This window comes from Paenibacillus sp. FSL k6-2145, assembly GCF_037976585.1.
GTDB lineage: Bacteria > Bacillota > Bacilli > Paenibacillales > Paenibacillaceae > Paenibacillus.
Genome location: NZ_CP150267.1, coordinates 4,294,303 through 4,314,810 on the forward strand (window position 1 = coordinate 4,294,303; position 20,508 = coordinate 4,314,810).

Consider the following 20,508-nt stretch of genomic DNA (forward strand, 5'->3'; position numbering starts at 1 on the left):
AATTAATCACTACCTATTGGAGGGCGGATTATCATGGCTAAGGAAACAATAGCGTCAGTTAACCGGCGAAATGATATTATCTCTGCAGCAATTGACGTCTTCGCAGAAATTGGCTATTATCGTGCGACTACAGCTCAGGTGGCTGAACGGGCACAGATCTCACAGCCGTATATATTTCGTTTTTTCAAAACAAAAGAAGCTTTATTATTAACTGCAATTGAGGTCTCATGGACACGGGTGATTGATTCGTTTCGAATTGTGGTGGAGACGGCGACGCCAGATCAGTTAGAGAATGATCTCATAGAAGCCTATGATAAGATTCTGGAATCGCACAAGAGCGAAATCTTGCTTCAGATGCAGGCGCAAACGATCCGGGAGGAAGTCATTCGTCAGGCCATGCAAAAAGGCATTAGTGATGTACGAAGTATGGTACTGGAAGCTTTCACCGTTGCAGGAATGGCTGAACCGCTAAAAAGAACCATGATTTTTCTGGCAATCGGGATGTTGTGTAATGTATCTAATGCACTGGATATGCCGGAGCTGAAGGAACGATAGAGGGGGAGGGAAAGTCCCTTTTTGAATTTTAGTTATTGATCAATCACTAATTATGGTTTATATTGTTTTCAGGTAAGTAATTGATCAATAACTAAATGGGTGAGAGAGGTCGATCTACGATGAAAAGAGCTATTGTGATTGGAGCCACAGGTGGAACAGGTGCAGCAATTACGGAAGAATTGATTAAAAGGGGTATTGTTACAATTGCATTTGGGCGATCCCGTCAAAAACTGGAGCAGCTTGCGGTAAAATTGGGATCTCCAGATCACCTGTTAATCGGAGTTGGAGATGCATTTCGGTCGGATGATATTATTGCTGTTACCCAGGAATGCGATGTCATATTTCATTGTGCGAATGTCCCTTATAACGAGATGGAGAGCAGGCTGATTCCGCTCGGCGAATCTGTGATGGCGGCGGCAGAACACTTGGGTCTGAACGTGGTTGTAATAGACGGAATCTACCCCTATGGCAGAAGACAAATGAAGGAAGTAACCGAAGAACATCCGAAACAGCCACATACCCGCAAAGGCAAGACACGACTTGCCTATGAACAGATGTTATTCAGCACAAGATGGAGCAGAGCTCAGGTGATGATTGTTCGCTTGCCAGACTATTATGGCCCATCGGCCAATCAGGCTTCCTATCTGGGTTCAACCCTTGAAGCAATAGCAAAAGGAAAGATGGCTTTTTTTATCGGGAATATGAAGGTACCCAGAGAGTACATCTATTTACCGGATGCTGCGGTCATGGTGGTGGAGCTGGCAAGCAGAGAGAAGACGTATGGACAGAACTGGAACATTCCTGGATCGGGGATCATCTCGGGTCATGACATCGTGCGATTGGCACAGAAGGCTGCTGGAAGAAGCAAACCTGTGATGGCGTTAGGAAGAGTGGGATTGTCTTTGATTGGACTAGGTGTACCCGTTATGAAAGAAATTGTAGAAATGTTATATCTGACCGAGGAACCCCTGATCTTGAGTAGACAGAAGTATGTGGAACGGATTGGCCCAGTTGTGGCAACATCTTTTGAAGAAGGAATTAAGTTGACGATTAAGGAGTTGGAGTTGCGGGGGGAGTAGAGGGGAATATATTTTTTTGGAGAAAAGTAATTGATTGATCACTAACTTTGAAGGTTTCATAGGTATATTCAATAGGGGGCGCACAAAGCTAGTCCCGGGCATAGAGTGTACTATTGTAAAATGCGGGGATTTGACGTGGTGTACAAGGAGGGGGGATTTTCTTGTGAGCGGTATGTCCAAAAAGAAACGCAAAATTTCCTCAATCAGTACAGGTAAACGGAAAGCAAAAAAAGCAAAAAAACACTCTATCCCAAAGAAGAAGAGTAAGTCTTGTAAGAAAAGCAGACGTAAATGCAAAAAAAAGAAAAGTCACAGGATTCCTTTCCTTCGCGGCCCACGGGGTTATCGGGGAATGAGAGGATACACCGGAGCAACAGGTGCTACTGGGTTAACCGGAGCCCCTGGGTATCCCGGCATATGCGGAGCAACCTATTTAACAGGACGGACCGGATTAACTGGAACCACGGGAAGTACCGGAATAACTGGAGTCACAGGTGTAACTGGAACTACCGGACTGATGGGCACGACAGGTGTGACTGGAACTACAGGATCTACAGGTCAGACCGGTCCAACGGGTGAAGCGGGAGCAACTGGATCTACAGGAAGCACAGGAGTTACAGGTGCGACTGGGACTGGATCGACTGGAGTCACAGGAACAACCGGCGCAACTGGAAATACCGGATTTGGTGTTACAGGCATGACCGGGGCTACAGGAAATACAGGTATAACCGGCTTTACGGGCAGCACCGGAGTTACAGGTCCAACTGGAGTTGCAGGATTAGCTGGGGCTACCGGGTTCACTGGAGCAACTGGTCCAACTGGAATTGGTGTGATGGGACTAACAGGATCTACTGGTGAAACAGGATTTACTGGAGCAACGGGCTTAACAGGACCGACTGGAGTAACCGGTATTACTGGATTCACAGGGATCACGGGCGTGACTGGAGTGACGGGAAGTACCGGTTCGACTGGTGTGATGGGACCAATCGGGGCTACTGGATCAACGGGTACCATAGGAGTCACTGGCGCAACTGGAATTACAGGTGTTACAGGAACAACCGGCCCATCTGGATCTACTGGAGCAACAGGCATAACCGGTACTACAGGAGCTATGGGTCCGGCTGGTGTAACGGGACCGACAGGGACTACAGGCGAAACTGGGATTACAGGTACGACCGGCTCAACCGGTGAGACTGGTTTGACTGGATCTACTGGAGAAACAGGTATCACCGGAGTTACAGGCGCTACAGGATTTACTGGGGCGATAGGAGCAACGGGAAGTACGGGTCCAACTGGAAATACTGGCATAACCGGCACGACAGGGATAACAGGTGCGATCGGCGCAACTGGTGCCACTGGGGGGATTGGGTCTTCGGGAGTTACTGGAATTACGGGTGTAACCGGATCTACTGGAAGTACTGGTGAGACGGGGCTAACAGGGGTCACAGGTCCAACTGGTGTCACTGGCACGACTGGCTTAACTGGCGTTACGGGTATAGCAGGTACGACTGGACTAACTGGCGCAACTGGTACTACTGGAGAAACAGGTAACACAGGAACGACAGGATTTACTGGTGCGACCGGAGCGACTGGCGTCACTGGAGAGATGGGTCTAACAGGTATTACGGGTGAGACTGGAGTTACAGGAAGCACTGGTACTTCTGGAACAACAGGCACTACGGGGGCAACTGGATTAACTGGTGTGACGGGAGCAACTGGCGAAACAGGCACGACAGGCATCACTGGCGTTACTGGAAATACTGGTGCTTCAGGGATTACTGGATCTACGGGCAGTACAGGTGCGACCGGCACGACTGGTTTGACAGGGTTCACCGGAGCGACAGGAAGTACTGGTGAGGCGGGGCTAACAGGAGTTACAGGTACGACTGGTCTAACGGGACCCACCGGGGTCACTGGTGAAACAGGACCAACAGGTACAACCGGATTGACTGGCGTTACTGGAATTGCGGGCACAACAGGAACGACTGGAGTGACCGGTGCAACAGGTATTACTGGATTTACAGGTAGCACAGGTGCGATCGGAGCAACTGGTGCCACTGGCACAACCGGAGTCACAGGTACGACTGGTGTGACAGGACTCACTGGGGATATAGGAGTAACGGGAAATACCGGTGCCACTGGAGAGACGGGTCTATCAGGGATCACCGGCACGACAGGTGAGACAGGACCGACCGGCGCTACTGGAGAAATAGGAATTACAGGTACGACAGGTACAACCGGAGTTACAGGTGCTACAGGATCTACTGGGGCAATAGGGGCAACGGGAAGTACAGGTTCAACCGGCGTTACTGGCATAACCGGCAATACTGGTGTAACAGGAGCCACAGGAATTACTGGTGCAACTGGAACTACTGGAGATACCGGTCCAACAGGGGGAACCGGAATCACCGGTGAGACCGGAGCCACAGGGATTACAGGTACAACTGGACTAACTGGTTTTACTGGAACCACGGGTATCACAGGCGTGACCGGAGCTACCGGACTGACTGGTGTCACTGGGGAAACGGGTCTAACAGGATTCACAGGCACGACAGGAGCGACGGGACCGACTGGGGTGACTGGAGCAACCGGGGCCACTGGTGTCACTGGAGAGACGGGTCTAACAGGAGGTACAGGTGCAACTGGTATTACAGGTCCTACGGGTGCGACTGGAGAAACAGGAAGTACCGGTGCCACAGGAGTAACCGGCGCAACCGGAACAATTGGTACAACTGGAGAGACGGGGCTAACAGGGGGGACAGGTACGACTGGAGTTACTGGTATAACCGGTCCGACAGGCACTACTGGACTAACAGGGATTACTGGTGAAACAGGACCAACAGGTACGATTGGGGCCACGGGTATCACGGGAGTTACTGGTGCAACCGGAACTACTGGAGCTACAGGTCCAACAGGGGTGACAGGTACGACTGGTGTGACGGGATCAACTGGAGAAACAGGGTTCACAGGACCAACCGGTGCGACCGGAGCCACTGGGGTCACAGGGGAAACGGGTACGACTGGAGCAACGGGAAGTACTGGTACTACGGGAGCTACTGGTGTAACAGGCATAACTGGCATTACAGGGGAAACAGGTCTAACAGGAATCACTGGTCCAACTGGTGTTACGGGATTAACTGGAGCCACGGGCATCACAGGAGAGACTGGTGTAACAGGCGTTACCGGCACGACAGGTACAGCAGGACCAATCGGAGCCACTGGTGCGACTGGCATAACCGGAGTCACAGGTACGACTGGAGTTACAGGAGCAACGGGGAGTACGGGTTCCACAGGAATAACTGGCGTAACCGGGCCGACTGGTGCTACTGGAATTACTGGTCAAACTGGTGTGACAGGATCAACCGGAGTTACTGGCGTTACGGGAGTAACTGTACTTACTGGCTTCACTGGTGAGACGGGTGTAACCGGGATCACAGGTGCGACTGGACCGACTGGTGCTACTGGGATTACTGGGGTAACCGGATTTACAGGTATCACTGGATCGACCGGAGTAACAGGAAGTGCAGGTCCCACCGGAGTTACCGGCATCACGGGAACGACAGGTAGTACAGGACCGACTGGTGCGATTGGAATTACTGGGGTAACTGGATTTACAGGTGTTACAGGGGAAACCGGTCCAACGGGTATTACTGGTGAAACAGGAATAACCGGCACGACTGGCGTAACTGGCATTACGGGTGTGACTGGAGCTACTGGAATTACAGGCGCCACCGGCACAACTGGCCAAACTGGTGAGACGGGAGTAACTGGACTTACTGGGGTTACAGGTAATACAGGATTTACCGGCACGACGGGAGCAACTGGTGCCACTGGAGAGACGGGTCTAATAGGGGTCACAGGTACGACTGGTGTGACGGGACCCACCGGGGCTACTGGAGCAACAGGAATCACGGGTATCACAGGTGTGACTGGAACAACCGGAGCTACTGGCGTAACGGGCACAACTGGCATCACAGGGGAAACAGGTCTGACAGGAATCACTGGTCCAACTGGTGTTACCGGATTAACTGGAGCAACAGGAACCACGGGCATTACAGGAGAAACGGGTGTAACAGGCGTTACAGGTACGACAGGTGTAACGGGGAGTACGGGTATCACAGGAATCACTGGCGCAACCGGGACGACCGGTATTACGGGATTTACGGGCAGTACAGGTGCGACGGGAGCAACTGGTGGCACTGGGGAGACGGGACCCACTGGTTCCACAGGACCAACAGGCACGACTGGTTTAACTGGAGTTACGGGTACAACAGGTGCGACCGGTGCCACTGGGGAAACAGGTCTAACAGGATTTACAGGCACGACTGGGGCGACCGGATCTACGGGAGTTAATGGCGTGACCGGCACGACAGGTACAACCGGAGTCACAGGTACGACTGGTGCTACAGGGGCCACCGGTCCAACGGGTATTACTGGTGAAACAGGGCCAACAGGCACGACCGGCGTAACTGGCATTACGGGTGTGACTGGAGCTACTGGAATTACAGGTTCCACCGGCACAACTGGCCAAACTGGTGAGACGGGTCTAACAGGGGTTACTGGAGCAACGGGAACTACGGGACTTACTGGCGTAACCGGCGCGACTGGCATTACGGGTGTGACTGGAGCTACTGGAATTACAGGTGCCACCGGCACAACTGGCCAAACTGGTGAGACGGGTCTAACAGGGGTTACAGGTACGACTGGTGAGACGGGACCCACCGGGGCTACTGGAGCAACGGGAACCACGGGACTTACTGGCGTAACCGGCGCGACTGGAATTACGGGTGCGACTGGTGCAACTGGCATAACCGGCACGACAGGTGTAACGGGACCGACCGGCGCGACCGGAGCAGCTGGGGCTACAGGGCTCACAGGTGTATCAGGAGCCACCGGCACAACAGGAATTACGGGTATCACGGGTGTAACAGGAGCCACCGGAAGTACTGGTTCAGCAGGAGTTACAGGTATAACTGGCGCGACCGGAGCAACTGGAGAAACAGGAATAACGGGAGCTACTGGTTCTACAGGTGCAACTGGGGTCACTGGGGTTGCCGGAGCTACTGGAACTACTGGGGTTACAGGCATCACAGGTCCAACCGGCCCGACTGGACCAACTGGTGCTAACGGACTTACAGGAGCTACCGGCATAACTGGTGTAACTAGTGCAACCGGAGCTACGGGAGCTACGGGAGCTACGGGAGCAACAGGAATTATAGGAACAACAGGTGCCACGGGATTGACAGGAGCCACTGGACCAACCGGCCCCAATTTTGCAACACAAGGGTTCTCGGCCTTCCTGGCTACACTTTCGACAGCAACGAGCGCACAGTTAACCAACTGGACGACAACGAGTCCTTATTACGGTAATGCCAACTTCAATGCAACAACAGGAAATTATACGGTCCCGGTGACAGGGAGATATTCCATTGTGGCCACGATCAATTATGCAACGACCGCAGCGATCGCCCTATCACTGGGTGCTGGAGTTAACCCAGCCTTTCTAGTCCAGAGGACATCACCGACAGTTACAACGCTAGTTAGTGGTTTATTGCCCGTACTCAATATAGCAGTTACACTACTAACACTGCGGGCAGTGCTGGGAAGCGGTGCAGTTACTTTGGCGGTAGAAGTGGCATTGAATGCGGGAGATGTGATTGGACTGTTCTATGCTGCAAACGGACTGACGATTACGTTGAATCTGGGCAGTGGTGCTACAAATGGCATTGTGTGGTCTGTGCATGAGATCACCTAAAAACTTCTTAACGGATTGCGCCTATGGACAAATTCGTAAAGTTGTAATAAGTTAGTTTGAAGATATTCGAAATATCTTCGGAAATTGGACTAACAAGTGAGGTGGATTACATGATTCCTATTTTGGGACGCATCAATGAATTAAGTCGAAAACAACGCAGCAGCTTGGGCTTGACAAAAGCAGAAAAAAGCGAGCAGCAGGAGCTTAGAAAACAATATTTGCAGGCTATTCGAGGTCAGGTACTGACAACCATGTTGGCAGTATCCGTTGTGGACCCACTGGGGCATGATGTGACCCCTGAGAAATTAACCAATGAAAAATTGCAGCGCCGTGAACAAGCCGGCCAATAGCATTCCTTTAATAAGACAGACCAAGGTTACATCTTGGTCTGTCTTTTTTTTCTGCAAATCATTCGTTCAGCACGAACTGCATCAAAAATCTAGTTCGGATTTCGTGCGAATTAACAAGCATGTTAGATATTTTTAGTGTTGATGACAATAAAGCTACCGCGAACTTCAAATGATCTCTGATAACTCATATAATAACGCTAATATATTTCAGAAAACAAACAAAAAGCACAATTCCCCTCAATATAACTGACAAAAAACTCACATCAAATAATTAAAGAAAGACTAGTTCATATATGTATCTCGAAAGGGTTGATGAATCATGAGTCTGGAGGCTTTGAATGAACGTGTGAAGAAAGATCTAGCTTATTTGTCATTTGGTGGCGCGAATTGGGTGCGTCCAAGAGAACATGCGGATGGTCATGTCTATGATGTTGTCATTGTGGGCGGAGGCCAGAGTGGATTAGGGGCGGCATTTGGACTTCTTCGTGAACGGATCTCCAATATTGTCGTCATTGACGAGAATACATCGGGGCTTGAGGGACCTTGGGAGACATATGCGCGTATGGTTACTTTGCGTACACCCAAGCATCTGACTTCCATCGATCTGGGGATCCCCTCGTTAACCTTTCGCTCATGGTGGGAAGCACAGGTTGGGCCCGAAGGTTGGGAAGAGGTAGACAAGATCCCGCGTGGAGACTGGATGAATTATTTGCGCTGGTATCGGGAAGTATTGAAGCTGCCTGTGCTTAATGAGGTGAAATTGACACTGGTTGAGCCAACAGAGGACGGAATACATCGACTTCATGTGAACAAGGCAGGAACTCAGATGGATGTTATACTTGCTCGCAAAGTAGTGTTTGCTACGGGAATACAAGGTGGTGGAGAGTGGCATGTGCCATCCATGATTGCGGATAGATTACCTCGGGATCGGTATGCCCATACGTCGGAAGCGATTGATTTTGATCGGTTAAAAGGTAAAAGGGTTGCTGTGCTTGGCGGCGGCGCTTCTGCTTTTGATAATGCCAGTTATGCGCTTGCCACTGGTGTGGCAGAAGCTCATGTATTTGTGCGGCGGGAACAGCTGCCTAGTGTTAATCCTATTCGCCAGATGGAACAATCCGGTATGATCGAGCGATACCACGCTCTTCCGGTTGCTGATAAATATGAAGTGATCTCTCATTTCTTCAAATTCAATCAACCGCCAACCAACGATACGTTTAATCGTGCGGCAGCTTGGCCAGGATTCGAGCTGCATCTGAACGCTCCATGGCTGAGTGTAGAAGCGACGGACCAAGGCGCGATTGTGCATACCGCACAGGGAGTATATGAGTTTGATTTTCTAATTATTAGCACAGGTCTTCTCAGTGATCCGGCACTCCGTCCTGAGCTGAGGCTTGTGGAGCCATACATCGCGCGCTGGGAGGACTGTTACCAGGCTCCGCCAGAGCATCGCAATGCATTGCTGGACGCACATCCTTACCTGAGTTCCGGGTTTGCAATGACAAGCAGGAGTGAACAGGGTGAGAAGCAGTTGCATGGACTGTTTGTATTCAATTACTCTGCACTTGCCAGCTGTGGTCTGTCGGCATCGGCAATATCGGGAACCAAGAGCGCGGTGCCCAAACTGGTCTCTGCCATAGCGGATCAGTTGTTCCTCGATGATCGGGAGGTTATTTTGCAACAATTCTATGCGTATGAAGAACAGGAATTTACGGCTACGTGGGTGAAAAGTGGTGCCCTCGCTGAGTAATCGCGCTCTATAATATTGTGAACGTGTGGCATCTGTTGCTGCACGTTTTTTTGTTTTTCATATGATGAAGGTTACACTTGCCTTTAATTTGTTGTAAAATGTCGGTTGGAACATGTTAAAGGCAGGGATAATAGATGAATGAAATGAACTATGAACAATTTAGAGCCCATTTGAAGAAAGCGTCACGTAAACGAAATGTACCTTTGATTAAGATCGTTGCATTTCAAGAGAAATACATGAAGATTGAAGAAGTTCAATTTTACGATGTGGAACAAAATCATATGAGTGTTCAGGCCTGCAATACGCTGTGGATGCATCTGCAGAATAAATCTTTCCGTAATATGGTGTCCCAACATTTGCAGTTTTATAGAGACATGGAGAACCTGGGTCGGCATTCTTTTGAGAATCTGATCAAAGAACTATATGATACGTCTGTTCCTGTGCTGCTCGATTACAACCCCGCTCATTATTACACCTCGGGGCAGCTCGCTGAAATTTTGGCCATGGATGAGGAGAGGCTGATTGAACAATTGGAGATGGGCCGCTTCAAGGGGGCTTTTATTAATGAAGATGGAAAATGGCTTAAACCCAAACCGGATGCAATGTTTGTAGATTCATAAACGTCATAAAGTTCCCATGATAAGCAAAATCCTGCAACGCCGCGCATCAAGCGCTGGAGGCTGCAGGATTTTTAGTGGAGACACGAAGGGCGCGAAATTCCAACTTTAAGAACATGAGGTAAGTCAGGTTACCACCTTCGATAAAATAGGGACTAAAATATCAGATGTGCGTTCAGGCGTCAGAGAAAGGGACAATTGGACAAGGAAATAAGTCGAAAGATGCGTGTTTTTGAATGTTTTTAAATTATTTTGAATGAAAGTGGTTGTTTTTTGAGTGGATTATGATACTATAGAAGCAGTTGGAGGAATGAAGATGCTGACTGAAGAACGATATGCTGCAATTATAGAGCGCTTACATTTACAGGGAATTGTGAAGTTACAAGAGCTTGTTGATGTGTTGGGTGCTTCTGAATCAACGATTAGGCGTGATTTGATTGATCTGGAGAGTCGTCAGATGCTCAAACGCATCCACGGCGGTGCCGCACTGGTGAATGAAAAAACGCTGGAACCGGGCATGGAAGAAAAAACGTTCAAAAACATTCAACAAAAAACGACGATTGCCCGTTTGGCTGCACAGGAGATCGAAAATGGCGAATGCATCTATTTGGATGCAGGAACGACAACGTTAGCCATGATTCCTTTTATTGAAGCTAAGGACGTAACGGTTGTTACCAACGGACTTTCACATGTTGAAGCTTTGGTAAGCAAACGTATTCGCAGTTATTTGCTTGGAGGTATGATGAAAATTCATACAAAAGCAGTCATTGGCAGTATCGCATTACAGAACATGGATAATTTCCGTTTTGATAAATGTTTTCTTGGAAGCAACGGAGTTGATCCCGAAATGGGGTATACAACACCGGATCCAGAGGAAGCCTTGATTAAAAGGCGTGCACATCAATTGTCGGGAAAATCTTATGTGCTGGCTGATTCCAGCAAAATAGGGGAAATTACTTTTGCCAAATTGTTTGATTTGGAGGAGGCCGATTTGATTACCGAGCAGATGCCAGAACACTGGCGGCCTGGAATCGCCCAGAAAACTAAAATAATTGAGGGATAACGATGATATATACGATAACACTTAACCCGTCCATTGATTACATCGTGGAAATTGATGAGCTGAAGCTTGGCGGATTGAATCGAATGAATCGGGATTTGAAGCTCCCTGGCGGCAAAGGCATTAATGTCTCTCGCATACTGAATCAACTTGGAGCAGATAACACGGCCATTGGTTTCCTTGGTGGATTTACTGGACGTTTCATTAATGACAAGTTGCAAGAAGATAACATTCGGACAGACTTTGTCACGATTGCAGACGATACTCGCATTAACATCAAGCTGAAGCATGGAGAAGAGACAGAGATTAATGGTCTTGGACCTGCAATAAGTGCAGAAGAGGCAGAGCAGTTGCTTTACAAATTGTCTTCGTTGGAAAAAGGAGATATTGTCATTCTCTCCGGAAGTGTACCGCCTTCACTTGGAACGGATTTTTATGATCGTCTCATTAAAGTCTGCAAGCAAACGGGTGCTGAATTTGTGATTGATACAACTGGCCCTGCGTTAATGGAAGCTCTTGAACATGCACCATTGCTGGTGAAGCCAAATCATCATGAACTGGCTGAACTGTTCGGTGTAACGATTGATACTCGCGAGGAACTGGTGTTATACGGGCGTAAGTTGCTGGAAGCCGGTGCCAAACATGTGTTGATCTCCATGGCAGGTGAGGGTGCATTATTCATTACCAAAGCGGAAGTTCATCATGCGAATGTGCCAAAAGGCATTGTGAAAAACTCGGTTGGTGCCGGTGACTCCATGATTGGCGGATTCGTAGGTACCTATGTACAGAGCGGAGATTTGCTGGAAGCTTTCCGCACAGGGGTTGCATCTGGAAGCGCGACTGCGTTCTCGGATGATCTGGCAACACGTGAATTGATTGATGAATTGCGCAATCAAGTAACCATTACGACAATCTAGTCTAAAGGCCATATAAAAGGTTTTCATTGTAATTGTAATGTAGTGAGGCCTGCCTATGCAGGCCGACTGAACTTAAGGGAGTGTACCAAGATGAGAATAACAGACTTGATGATCCAGGAAACGATGATCATGGACCTGCAAGCCACAACCAAAGATGAGGCTATTGATGAACTAATTGCAAGCCTGAACCGAAGCGGACGAATTAATGATCCGGTCCTGTTCAAGGAAATGATCTATAAAAGAGAAGCTGAATCCAGCACGGGGATTGGTGGCGGAATTGCAATGCCACATGCCAAAACAACAGCGGTGAACGAACCAACAGTTGTATTTGCCAAAAGTAGAAAAGGGCTTGATTTTGAAGCGTTGGATGATCAGCCAGCTCATGTGTTCTTCATGATTGCAGCTCCAGAAGGCGCAGGTAATACCCATCTGCGTACGCTTGCAGCTCTTTCCAGGTTGTTGATTGATAGCGATTTCATCTCACAATTGATGAGTACAGATACACCTGCCGAAGTTAGTGCATTGTTTGATGCCAAACAGGCAGAAGCAGCGGAGAAGGAAGCAGCCAAAGAAAAAGCAAAAGCTGAAAAAGCAGCAAATGTCGCATCCACTTCTACTACTGGTCAGCAACAGAATACCTCTGGTGTGATTGTAGGTAATGCAAATTCGGAAGATTTTGTTGTTGCGGTTACAGCCTGTCCAACTGGTATAGCGCATACGTTTATGGCTGAAGATGCACTTAAAAAGAAAGCTCAGGAAATGGGCATCAATATTCGCGTAGAGACAAACGGCTCTGAAGGAGCGCAGAATGTTCTGACTGCTGATGAGATCGCTCGGGCTAAAGGGGTTATCGTTGCCGCAGACAAAAATGTGGAGATGGCACGTTTCGATGGCAAACCGGTATTGCAAAGACCGGTGAGTGATGGAATCCGTAAATCCGAAGAGCTGATTCGCAAGGCCGTTAACGGTGATGCACCGATCTATCGCAGCCAAGGCGGAAATGCCAAAGAAGAGGGCGCAAGCGGTGGCAAAATCAGTGTAGGTAGCAAAATCTATAAAGATCTGATGAATGGTATCTCGCATATGCTGCCATTCGTTGTAGGTGGCGGTATCCTGCTAGCAATCTCCTTCTTGTTCGAACAGCTTGCTAGCCCTGAGAATCCGATTGTGCAACTGCTTCAAACGATCGGTGGCGGAACAGGTGCATTCCACTTCCTGATTCCGGTACTTGCCGGATTTATCGCGATGAGCATTGGTGATCGCCCGGCCCTGATGCCTGGTATGGTCGGTGGATTGATGGCGGTTAACTCAAACGCCGGTTTCCTTGGTGGTTTGGCTGCCGGTTTCCTGGCGGGTTATGTTGTTATTGGTCTCCGTAAGTTGTTCAAAGGATTGCCAAAAGCGATTGATGGCTTGAAACCAATCTTGCTGTATCCGGTATTTGGTTTGCTGATCGTGGGTGCCATCAGTTTCTATGTCTTTGATCCAATCTTTGGTTCCCTGAACACATGGCTTGTAGATGCACTTGGTAACTTGGGTACAGGTAATGCGGTATTGTTGGGCTTGTTGCTTGGCGGTATGATGTCCATCGATATGGGTGGACCGTTCAACAAAGCGGCTTATACGTTCGCTATCGGCGTATTCACATCCAGTGGTAACACAGACGGTGCATGGATGGCAGCGGTTATGGCAGGCGGTATGGTGCCTCCTCTGGCGATTGCACTTGCAACAACGTTCTTCAAATCCAAATTCACGGAGCAAGAACGTAAATCCGGCCTGACTAACTATGTACTTGGATTCTCTTTCATTACAGAAGGTGCAATTCCATTTGCTGCGGCTGATCCATTGCGTGTATTAACTTCTTGTATTCTGGGTTCCGCTGTTGCTGGCGGATTGACACAACTGTGGAGCATTAATGTACCAGCTCCGCACGGCGGGATCTTTGTTGCAGCACTGGCGAACCACGCACTATTGTTCTTGCTCGCTGTTGCGATTGGTTCTGTGATCTCCGGTCTGATTCTGGGACTGTGGAAGAAGTCACCAACGCTTGTGAAGTAACAAATATAAGAAACATCTCCTGGGTGAAACTCACTTGGGGGATGTTTTTTATTTCAGCTTTTTCGTCAGGTAGTGGAAAGTTGCCTCCGGATTTGTGTAAAATGCTTATTTAGATTTTACATTCATGTGTGGTAAACTAAATATAATTATATTTTGAAACTATGTTTCGTCTAATGAAACTTATGCAGGAGGAATTGGAATGTCTGATGTAATTAAAAGTCAGGTGCAGAAGCAGTTTGCGAAAAATGCAGGAAAATACGTGACGAGTGCGGGGCATGCCAAAGGTGAGGATCTCGCGTTGCTCGTGGCTTCATCTCAAGCCACTCCGGATATGAACGTGCTGGATATCGCCACAGGGGGAGGGCATGTTGCTAATGCTTTGGCTCCACTTGTTCAGCGGGTGACAGCCCTCGATCTAACGGAGGAAATGCTTCAGGCAGCTGAAGCATTTATCCAGGGGAATGGACACGGTAATGTAGATTTTGTAGCCGGAGATGCAGAGAAGCTGCCGTTTGATGATGATATCTTTGACCTTGTAACCTGCCGAATCGCTGCTCACCATTTTCCGGACGTTTCTTCGTTTGTTCATGAGGCATTACGAGTTATGAAGCCCGGTGGAAGGTTGTTATTCATTGACAACGTGGCACCTGAACGTGATGAGAATGACCAGTTTTACAATGAAGTGGAGAAGTGCCGAGATGCAAGCCATGTTCGAGCATGGCGCAAGACGGAATGGATTCATATGCTGGAGTATGCGGGCTTCCGAATGGAAACGATGGTTTCCTTCCAGAAGCGCTTTAAGTTTGAAGAGTGGTGTAACCGTGCAGCACTGCCGGAACGGGAGAGAAGGGAACTTGAAGCGAGCATGTTGAGCGCACCATCCATCATCAGAAAATTTTTTAATTTTGAAGTGACAACGAACGGGAAGCTCGACAGCTTCCAAGGAGAAAGTGTGTATATCCAAGCGATTAAACCAACTCATGTCTGATTAGGTAAAACAAATGATTTAGCTGAGCAGTTTATGAAAAGAGTTAATGGATGAATGTCGATAAAATAAAACAAGCAGAGTACCTTGAACAGGTAGATCTGCTTGTTTTATTTTGCATATTTATAATCAAAGCAACGGTTCAGGGTTTTAGTATAACTTTGGTGCACTCGTCTTCATGATCGTTGAAAATGCGATACGCATCGCTTGCATTCTCTAGTGAAATTCGATGGGAGATGATCTCCGTTGGATCAAATTCACCAGCAGTGATTTTGCGGAACAATTCAGGCATGTAATGTATAACAGGAGCTTGTCCCATTTTAAGATTGATATTGCGTTCAAACAGGTTGCCTAACGGAAACATGTTGTAGGAAGAGCCGTATACACCCGTAAGTTGGAGTGTACCGAATTTGCGGATTGCTTTCATGCCGATTTCGATCGCACTCAGTGAACCGCCATGAAGTTTTAGCTTCTGTCCGATCTCCTCCAGCGTGGTTTTTTTACCATCCATACCTACACAGTCGATAACAACGTCGGTTCCGCCTTGTGTAATCTCACGAATGTGCTCACCCATATCATCGTAATCTTCGAAATTAAAGATCTCTGCGTCATTCAAACGTTTGGCTTTTTCCAGTCGATAGGGCAGGCGATCCACAGCAATAACGCGTTTGGCACCTTTCATCCAGGCGAACTTCTGCGTCATCAGTCCAATGGGTCCACTACCGAGTACAGTGACCGTATCTCCCGGTTTAACCCCGGCATTCTCGACGCTCCAGTAAGCCGTTGGAAGAACATCGGACAGGAACAATAAGGCTTCATCTTCCAGTTCACAGGATTCCGGAATCACAAACGGAGTGAAGTTCCCGAAGGGAACACGCAATAATTCAGCCTGACCTCCGGGGTGATTTCCGTAGCGTTCGGTGAACCCAAAATAACCACCTGTATGAATATCCGGATTGCCATTGGAATTATCGCACTGGCTCTCCATGTCATGATTGCAATAGAAGCATTCACCACAAGCGATGTTAAAAGGCAGGACCACACGGTCCCCCTTCTTCACACGTGTCACTTCCGGACCTACTTCTTCCACAATGCCCATCGGTTCATGACCGATAACATAATCTTTGGCAGCAGGCAGAGCTCCCTGATAAATATGCAAATCGGATCCACATATAGCTGTGGAAGTAATACGAACGATAATGTCATCCTTCTGTTGCAGTTTGGGATCTTCAACCTCTTTGACTTGAATGTCCTTTATTCCCTGAAACGTAACGGCTCTCATCTTTCATATTCCTCCTTATATAGTGGGATTCTCTGACAATTACCCCATTTCAGCATAAATGATAGATATACATATTAAATTAAACGACAGGCCATTTTACTTTACGCAAGGCATCGAGTAACTCGGGCGGCGCATTCAGATTGTCACGGACCAGATCCCGCGGGGTTAACGCCATCCACTGATTCAGCGATACATCCTCGAATCGATCACTTCGGAATATCTCCAAAAACCATAAAGTGTCTGTGCCGGTATTCTGTATATAGTGTCCCATAGCGACAGGAACATATCCGACATCTCCAGCCCGATAATCAAAGGTACGAGCAATGCCATTGCCTCCAAACACTGTCATTCTTCCTTGTCCTGTCAGATAATATTGCCATTCATCCGCATTGGGATGCCAGTGCAGCTCACGCATGGCGCCAGGTCGGATCTCAACAAGTGCTGCTGCAACGGTAGTTGAGATGGGGAAGTTGGTGGAGTCGACAATCCGTACGCTTCCGCCGGGTGTGATGAGTGGTTCCTGGGCCAGCAATCGGTGTTTGAATGTGAGAGGAACGGTGCCGTATGGGGATTGAACTTCCTGGCTTTCGATGGAACCCGGGACGGTATCTTGGAAAATGTACACTTGTTCCTTCGGCATCGACTGAAAAGCGGATTCGGGCACGCCGAAATTGACAGACAATACCTCTGGTGGGGTATGGGCAAACCAATCCGATATGGATAACGTATTCAGATCGGAGAAGGACCCGTCATCAAACACAAGCAGAAATTCACAACCATCCTCCAGTCCCTGAATGGAATGGGGTAGACCTTTAGGAAAAAACCACAGATCACCGGGCCCGACATCCGCAATAAAATTACGTCCGTTCTGATCTACCGAAGTGATTCTTGCCGTTCCCCAGATCATATAGGCCCACTCGGATTGTTGATGCCAGTGCAATTCCCGTACACCCCCCGGTGTCAGGCTCATGTTCACACCAGCCAGTGTAGTGGCAATAGGGAGATCCCGTACGGTGATTTCACGTGACCAGCCCCCATGGTTCAATTGCATATGTGTATCGGAAAAAGACATTCTCAGATTGGGCAATAACCCGTTATCGGTTGCCGGAGGTACCAGCATATCGGGGTTTTGCATATCTCTCATGACGTCTCTGGGTCCCAGATCAGGTCCACCGGCTCCATCACTGCGAATGGGTTGCGGGATGATAAATGGTTTTTCATTTGGTTGTTGTCCTTTGGTCATTAGGTAATCCCTCCAGATTCAATAACATGTCACACGCGACATTGTATCGTTATGTTTACACCTATGAATCAGGGCCTGGATAATATGAGGGACAAACGAAAAATAAAGACGTGACCGCATGCGGTCACGTCTTTATACGGATGTGAGAAAGTCGAACAATCCATGAATCCGGTTATTGAATCAAATGAAGGCAGAATTCCAGATCGAATTGAAGATGCTCTTCAATGAGGAAAGGCACTGATAATATAGTGCCCAACATCCATCATGGTTAAGATGGGGTGAATGTGGTCTTTCCAGACTGCGTTGTACGAAAACGCTGCTCATAAAGCTCGTTTACCCGGTGGAGAACAGCAGGGCCTTGCTCTGTGAAACGAAGTGCTGTCGCTTTATTTTTCACCAGAAATGTACCGGATTCATGTCTGGTGGGTGATAAAGCCGCACTGTAGAGTAATGAAGCGCCATGACTTGGATGGGGAAAGAACCATTTCATAATGGGTTTGATATAGAAGGGCAGGCCGGATGTTTTGTTGCCCCTTAGCGTATTATTTCCACCGGGATCTACGCTTAGCAGTTGTATGCCATTCGCTTTGGCAGACTTGGCAACCTCACGTGTCCACAGAGATAGACCGAGCTTCGAGACAGCATAGGGACCAAACAGCTTTTTGAATTCAGCTGGACGTTCCAGGATGTTTAGATCAAATTGTTTGACCATACTGAACGCGGTGGTGGAAGTATTGACGACTGTTTTCATCTGTCCTTTGAGCAATAGCTCCACTAATTCCATGTAGATGATGTAAGGGACTACCGTCTGAAGTTCAAAGTGCAGTTCATGCCCCTGATCAGAGAAAAGAAGCTCCGAAGCGCTGCCACCCGCATTGTTAAACAAGACATCGATCGAATCGGTATCGCATTTAATCTGATCCAGTGCAGTTCTCAGACTGTCGTAGTTGGTCAGATTAGCCTGAACCCAACGAAGCTCTCCTGAACGTAAGGCGTTCTGAATATCGGTATCCTCGGATGGGAAAGCAGAACGGTTGAGACCGATTACCTGCCATCCTTCAGCCAGTAACTTGCGTGTCAGTTCAAGACCAATTCCTGACGTTGAACCTGTGATGAGAGCGGTGCGAACCTGATTTTGTATATTCATATATACCTCCAGAAGAATGGGATTACAGAACGAATCTGTATGCTGCGCTCATTCTATAACTTGGAGTCGACTCCAAGTCAAGGGGGGGGGGCTGAAACGGATCATGCTTGACTTGGAGTCAGCTCCAAGTTGTAATATGGAGAGAAATGAATGTGGAGGAGGCCCCATATGATGAGCGACAATGTAATGTTCTCCATCAAAGAAACGTCAGAACAGGCCGGATTATCGGAAGATACAATTCGTTATTATGAGAAGATTGGGCTGCTTCCTCGAGCGGAACGCAAAGCCAATCGCCATCGGGTATATCGCTCGGAGGATATCCATACGATGAAGTTGATCACTTGCCTGAAAAAAACAGGAATGTCTCTGGAGGAAATGAAGCCTTATTTACAAATGTCCATGGATTCCGATCTCGCAGATTTCCCGGATGAACGGGAGATGCTGGTGAATCACCGGAAGAAAGTTGAAGCACAGATTGCTTCGCTACAGCAAGTCGTTTATTTTATCGATGAGAAGTTGGAGAAACGAAGTATGTATCCTGATGAATGTCCTATTACCGGGGAGAACCAGTTGTCTGTTTTTGAAAAACAGAACATATTCTCTTGATGGCGATGCTGCAATTTGAATCCGAAAACCCACGTCATGATGACGCGGGTCTTTTTGTTGTTTCTAGTTTTAAATATCGAGTGTATGACGAAGTCGTTTGATATCGCTTTTGGGAGGGAGACCATACATGCGGGCATACTCCCGGCTGAATTGAGACGGACTTTCATAGCCAACCTGGAACGCAGCGTCGGCGGCATCGGTTGAACCTGCAAGCAGCATTCGCCGGGCTTCATGCAATCGAATTTGTTTCTGGAATTGCAAAGGGCTCATGGCGGTAATGGCTTTGAAATGATGATGTAATGAGGAAGAACTCATGTTGATCATGGCAGCAAGTTGCTCAATCCGAAGTGGCTTGGCGTAATCGGATTGGATGACTTCGATCACCTCGGCGATGTGCTGTGCATGACTGTCCTGAATCGCAAACTGCTTGATGGAATGTCCATGTTCATCCTGAATAATACGATATAGAATCTCGCGGATAAACATAGGGGCAAGGACGGGAATGTCTTCAGGTGTATCCAGCAGCCGAACCAATCGGATCACAGCTTCAAGAAGGGAAGGTTTGGTTGAGCTAACAAACAGTCCTCTTCGTGTTGAATGGTCAGGTTTGGGTTGTGCAGAAGGCGTATCCTGAATCAGATCGAAAATCTGTCCTGAATCAAAATCGAGTCGAATACATAGATAGGGATGTTTGATTGTAGCCTTTACAACCTGCCCTGAAATAGGCAAGTTTACGGAAGCTACCAAGTATTGTGACAAGTCGTAGGTGTAGCTCTCGCGGCCGAGTATAACTAATTTGGAACCTTGGGCGACAATGCAGAGGGCAGGCTGATGAACGGAATATATGGGTTGTGAGATCTCGGAGGCACGGATTAAGGAAAGGGATGGAATTGCTGTTGTATGTATCCCATCATTTGGGGTGAAATGCTCAATAAGTTGAGCCAATTGTTGCTGCTGCTCCGTGATGCCCGTATCCGTTTCATTTATTTTGATAAGCATGAATTGCAGCCCCCCTGTAAACCACTATTACTATTATTTTAAACCGCGCTGGAGGAATAGGCAAGAATATTGCGGGATTTTTCTATCGTACAACGACTGATCCTC

Annotated in this window: 15 protein-coding genes; 11 read left to right on the plus strand and 4 right to left on the minus strand. The window is 48.1% G+C overall.

Translation table 11 applies throughout. The features are described from left to right. The first annotated feature begins 33 nt into the window (after window positions 1–33). The 10 genes from NZ043_RS19125 (at window position 34) to NZ043_RS19170 (ending at window position 15,129) form a co-directional block, all read left to right on the plus strand. The gene (locus NZ043_RS19125) at window positions 34–555 is read left to right on the plus strand and encodes a TetR/AcrR family transcriptional regulator (protein WP_206105726.1); all 522 of its coding nucleotides are present in this window, start codon (window positions 34–36) and stop codon (window positions 553–555) included. A gap of 119 nt (window positions 556–674) precedes the next feature. Beyond that, a complete protein-coding gene (locus tag NZ043_RS19130; protein WP_339309063.1) occupies window positions 675–1,634 on the plus strand; it encodes an NAD-dependent epimerase/dehydratase family protein in 960 nt (319 codons plus the stop codon). A gap of 352 nt (window positions 1,635–1,986) precedes the next feature. Then, on the plus strand, window positions 1,987–7,389 hold the full coding sequence (locus tag NZ043_RS19135) for a hypothetical protein (RefSeq protein WP_339309064.1): 5,403 nt from the start codon (window positions 1,987–1,989) through the stop codon (window positions 7,387–7,389). Window positions 7,390–7,499: 110 nt separating this feature from the next. Further along, window positions 7,500–7,739 carry a DUF896 domain-containing protein gene (locus NZ043_RS19140; protein ID WP_339309065.1) on the plus strand — a complete coding sequence of 80 codons (240 nt, stop codon included), beginning with the start codon at window positions 7,500–7,502 and terminating at the stop codon, window positions 7,737–7,739. Window positions 7,740–8,058: 319 nt separating this feature from the next. Next, window positions 8,059–9,489 carry an NAD(P)-binding domain-containing protein gene (locus tag NZ043_RS19145; protein WP_339309066.1) on the plus strand — a complete coding sequence of 477 codons (1,431 nt, stop codon included), beginning with the start codon at window positions 8,059–8,061 and terminating at the stop codon, window positions 9,487–9,489. Between the two features lie 134 nt (window positions 9,490–9,623). Next, window positions 9,624–10,109 (plus strand): hypothetical protein, encoded by a 486-nt coding sequence (locus NZ043_RS19150; RefSeq protein WP_339309067.1) that lies wholly within the window; start codon window positions 9,624–9,626, stop codon window positions 10,107–10,109. 313 nt (window positions 10,110–10,422) lie between these two features. After that, window positions 10,423–11,169, plus strand: a complete 747-nt coding sequence (locus NZ043_RS19155) for a DeoR/GlpR family DNA-binding transcription regulator (RefSeq protein ID WP_017689448.1) — start codon at window positions 10,423–10,425, stop codon at window positions 11,167–11,169. Between the two features lie 2 nt (window positions 11,170–11,171). Next, the gene (gene pfkB, locus NZ043_RS19160; RefSeq protein WP_339309068.1) at window positions 11,172–12,083 is read left to right on the plus strand and encodes a 1-phosphofructokinase; all 912 of its coding nucleotides are present in this window, start codon (window positions 11,172–11,174) and stop codon (window positions 12,081–12,083) included. Between the two features lie 90 nt (window positions 12,084–12,173). Next, entirely contained in the window at window positions 12,174–14,141 is a 1,968-nt protein-coding gene (locus tag NZ043_RS19165) for a PTS fructose transporter subunit IIABC (RefSeq protein ID WP_091032340.1), read from the plus strand. A gap of 199 nt (window positions 14,142–14,340) precedes the next feature. Beyond that, window positions 14,341–15,129, plus strand: a complete 789-nt coding sequence (locus NZ043_RS19170; protein ID WP_091032339.1) for a class I SAM-dependent methyltransferase — start codon at window positions 14,341–14,343, stop codon at window positions 15,127–15,129. Between the two features lie 139 nt (window positions 15,130–15,268). Here NZ043_RS19170 and NZ043_RS19175 read toward each other — a convergent pair whose 3' ends face one another. The 3 genes from NZ043_RS19175 to NZ043_RS19185 all read right to left on the minus strand — a co-directional run bounded on the left by NZ043_RS19175 (window position 15,269) and on the right by NZ043_RS19185 (window position 18,798). Further along, the gene (locus NZ043_RS19175) at window positions 15,269–16,408 is read right to left on the minus strand and encodes a zinc-dependent alcohol dehydrogenase (RefSeq protein ID WP_133384212.1); all 1,140 of its coding nucleotides are present in this window, start codon (window positions 16,406–16,408) and stop codon (window positions 15,269–15,271) included. Window positions 16,409–16,487: 79 nt separating this feature from the next. Beyond that, window positions 16,488–17,651, minus strand: a complete 1,164-nt coding sequence (locus NZ043_RS19180; protein ID WP_339309069.1) for an oxalate decarboxylase family bicupin — start codon at window positions 17,649–17,651, stop codon at window positions 16,488–16,490. Window positions 17,652–17,919: 268 nt separating this feature from the next. After that, complete coding sequence (locus NZ043_RS19185; protein ID WP_339309070.1) at window positions 17,920–18,798, minus strand: SDR family NAD(P)-dependent oxidoreductase; 879 nt, start codon at window positions 18,796–18,798, stop codon at window positions 17,920–17,922. A 168-nt stretch (window positions 18,799–18,966) separates the two neighbouring features. Between NZ043_RS19185 and NZ043_RS19190 the strand changes: the two genes are divergently transcribed. Further along, window positions 18,967–19,404, plus strand: coding sequence for a MerR family transcriptional regulator (locus tag NZ043_RS19190; RefSeq protein ID WP_339309071.1), 438 nt, complete (start codon window positions 18,967–18,969; stop codon window positions 19,402–19,404). Between the two features lie 69 nt (window positions 19,405–19,473). On the opposite strand, the gene NZ043_RS19195 is transcribed toward NZ043_RS19190, so the two are convergent. Then, window positions 19,474–20,403: an AraC family transcriptional regulator gene (locus NZ043_RS19195; RefSeq protein ID WP_339309072.1), complete on the minus strand. Its 930-nt coding sequence runs from the start codon at window positions 20,401–20,403 to the stop codon at window positions 19,474–19,476. Between the last annotated feature and the right edge of the window lie 105 nt (window positions 20,404–20,508).

Coding starts and splice junctions, on each gene's coding strand:
- NZ043_RS19125 (WP_206105726.1), top strand. CDS start 34: ATGGCTAAGGAAACAATAGCGTCAGTTAACCGGCGAAATGATATTATC.
- NZ043_RS19130 (WP_339309063.1), top strand. CDS start 675: ATGAAAAGAGCTATTGTGATTGGAGCCACAGGTGGAACAGGTGCAGCA.
- NZ043_RS19135 (WP_339309064.1), top strand. CDS start 1,987: ATGAGAGGATACACCGGAGCAACAGGTGCTACTGGGTTAACCGGAGCC.
- NZ043_RS19140 (WP_339309065.1), top strand. CDS start 7,500: ATGATTCCTATTTTGGGACGCATCAATGAATTAAGTCGAAAACAACGC.
- NZ043_RS19145 (WP_339309066.1), top strand. CDS start 8,059: ATGAGTCTGGAGGCTTTGAATGAACGTGTGAAGAAAGATCTAGCTTAT.
- NZ043_RS19150 (WP_339309067.1), top strand. CDS start 9,624: ATGAATGAAATGAACTATGAACAATTTAGAGCCCATTTGAAGAAAGCG.
- NZ043_RS19155 (WP_017689448.1), top strand. CDS start 10,423: ATGCTGACTGAAGAACGATATGCTGCAATTATAGAGCGCTTACATTTA.
- pfkB (WP_339309068.1), top strand. CDS start 11,172: ATGATATATACGATAACACTTAACCCGTCCATTGATTACATCGTGGAA.
- NZ043_RS19165 (WP_091032340.1), top strand. CDS start 12,174: ATGAGAATAACAGACTTGATGATCCAGGAAACGATGATCATGGACCTG.
- NZ043_RS19170 (WP_091032339.1), top strand. CDS start 14,341: ATGTCTGATGTAATTAAAAGTCAGGTGCAGAAGCAGTTTGCGAAAAAT.
- NZ043_RS19175 (WP_133384212.1), bottom strand. CDS start 16,408: ATGAGAGCCGTTACGTTTCAGGGAATAAAGGACATTCAAGTCAAAGAG.
- NZ043_RS19180 (WP_339309069.1), bottom strand. CDS start 17,651: ATGACCAAAGGACAACAACCAAATGAAAAACCATTTATCATCCCGCAA.
- NZ043_RS19185 (WP_339309070.1), bottom strand. CDS start 18,798: ATGAATATACAAAATCAGGTTCGCACCGCTCTCATCACAGGTTCAACG.
- NZ043_RS19190 (WP_339309071.1), top strand. CDS start 18,967: ATGATGAGCGACAATGTAATGTTCTCCATCAAAGAAACGTCAGAACAG.
- NZ043_RS19195 (WP_339309072.1), bottom strand. CDS start 20,403: ATGCTTATCAAAATAAATGAAACGGATACGGGCATCACGGAGCAGCAG.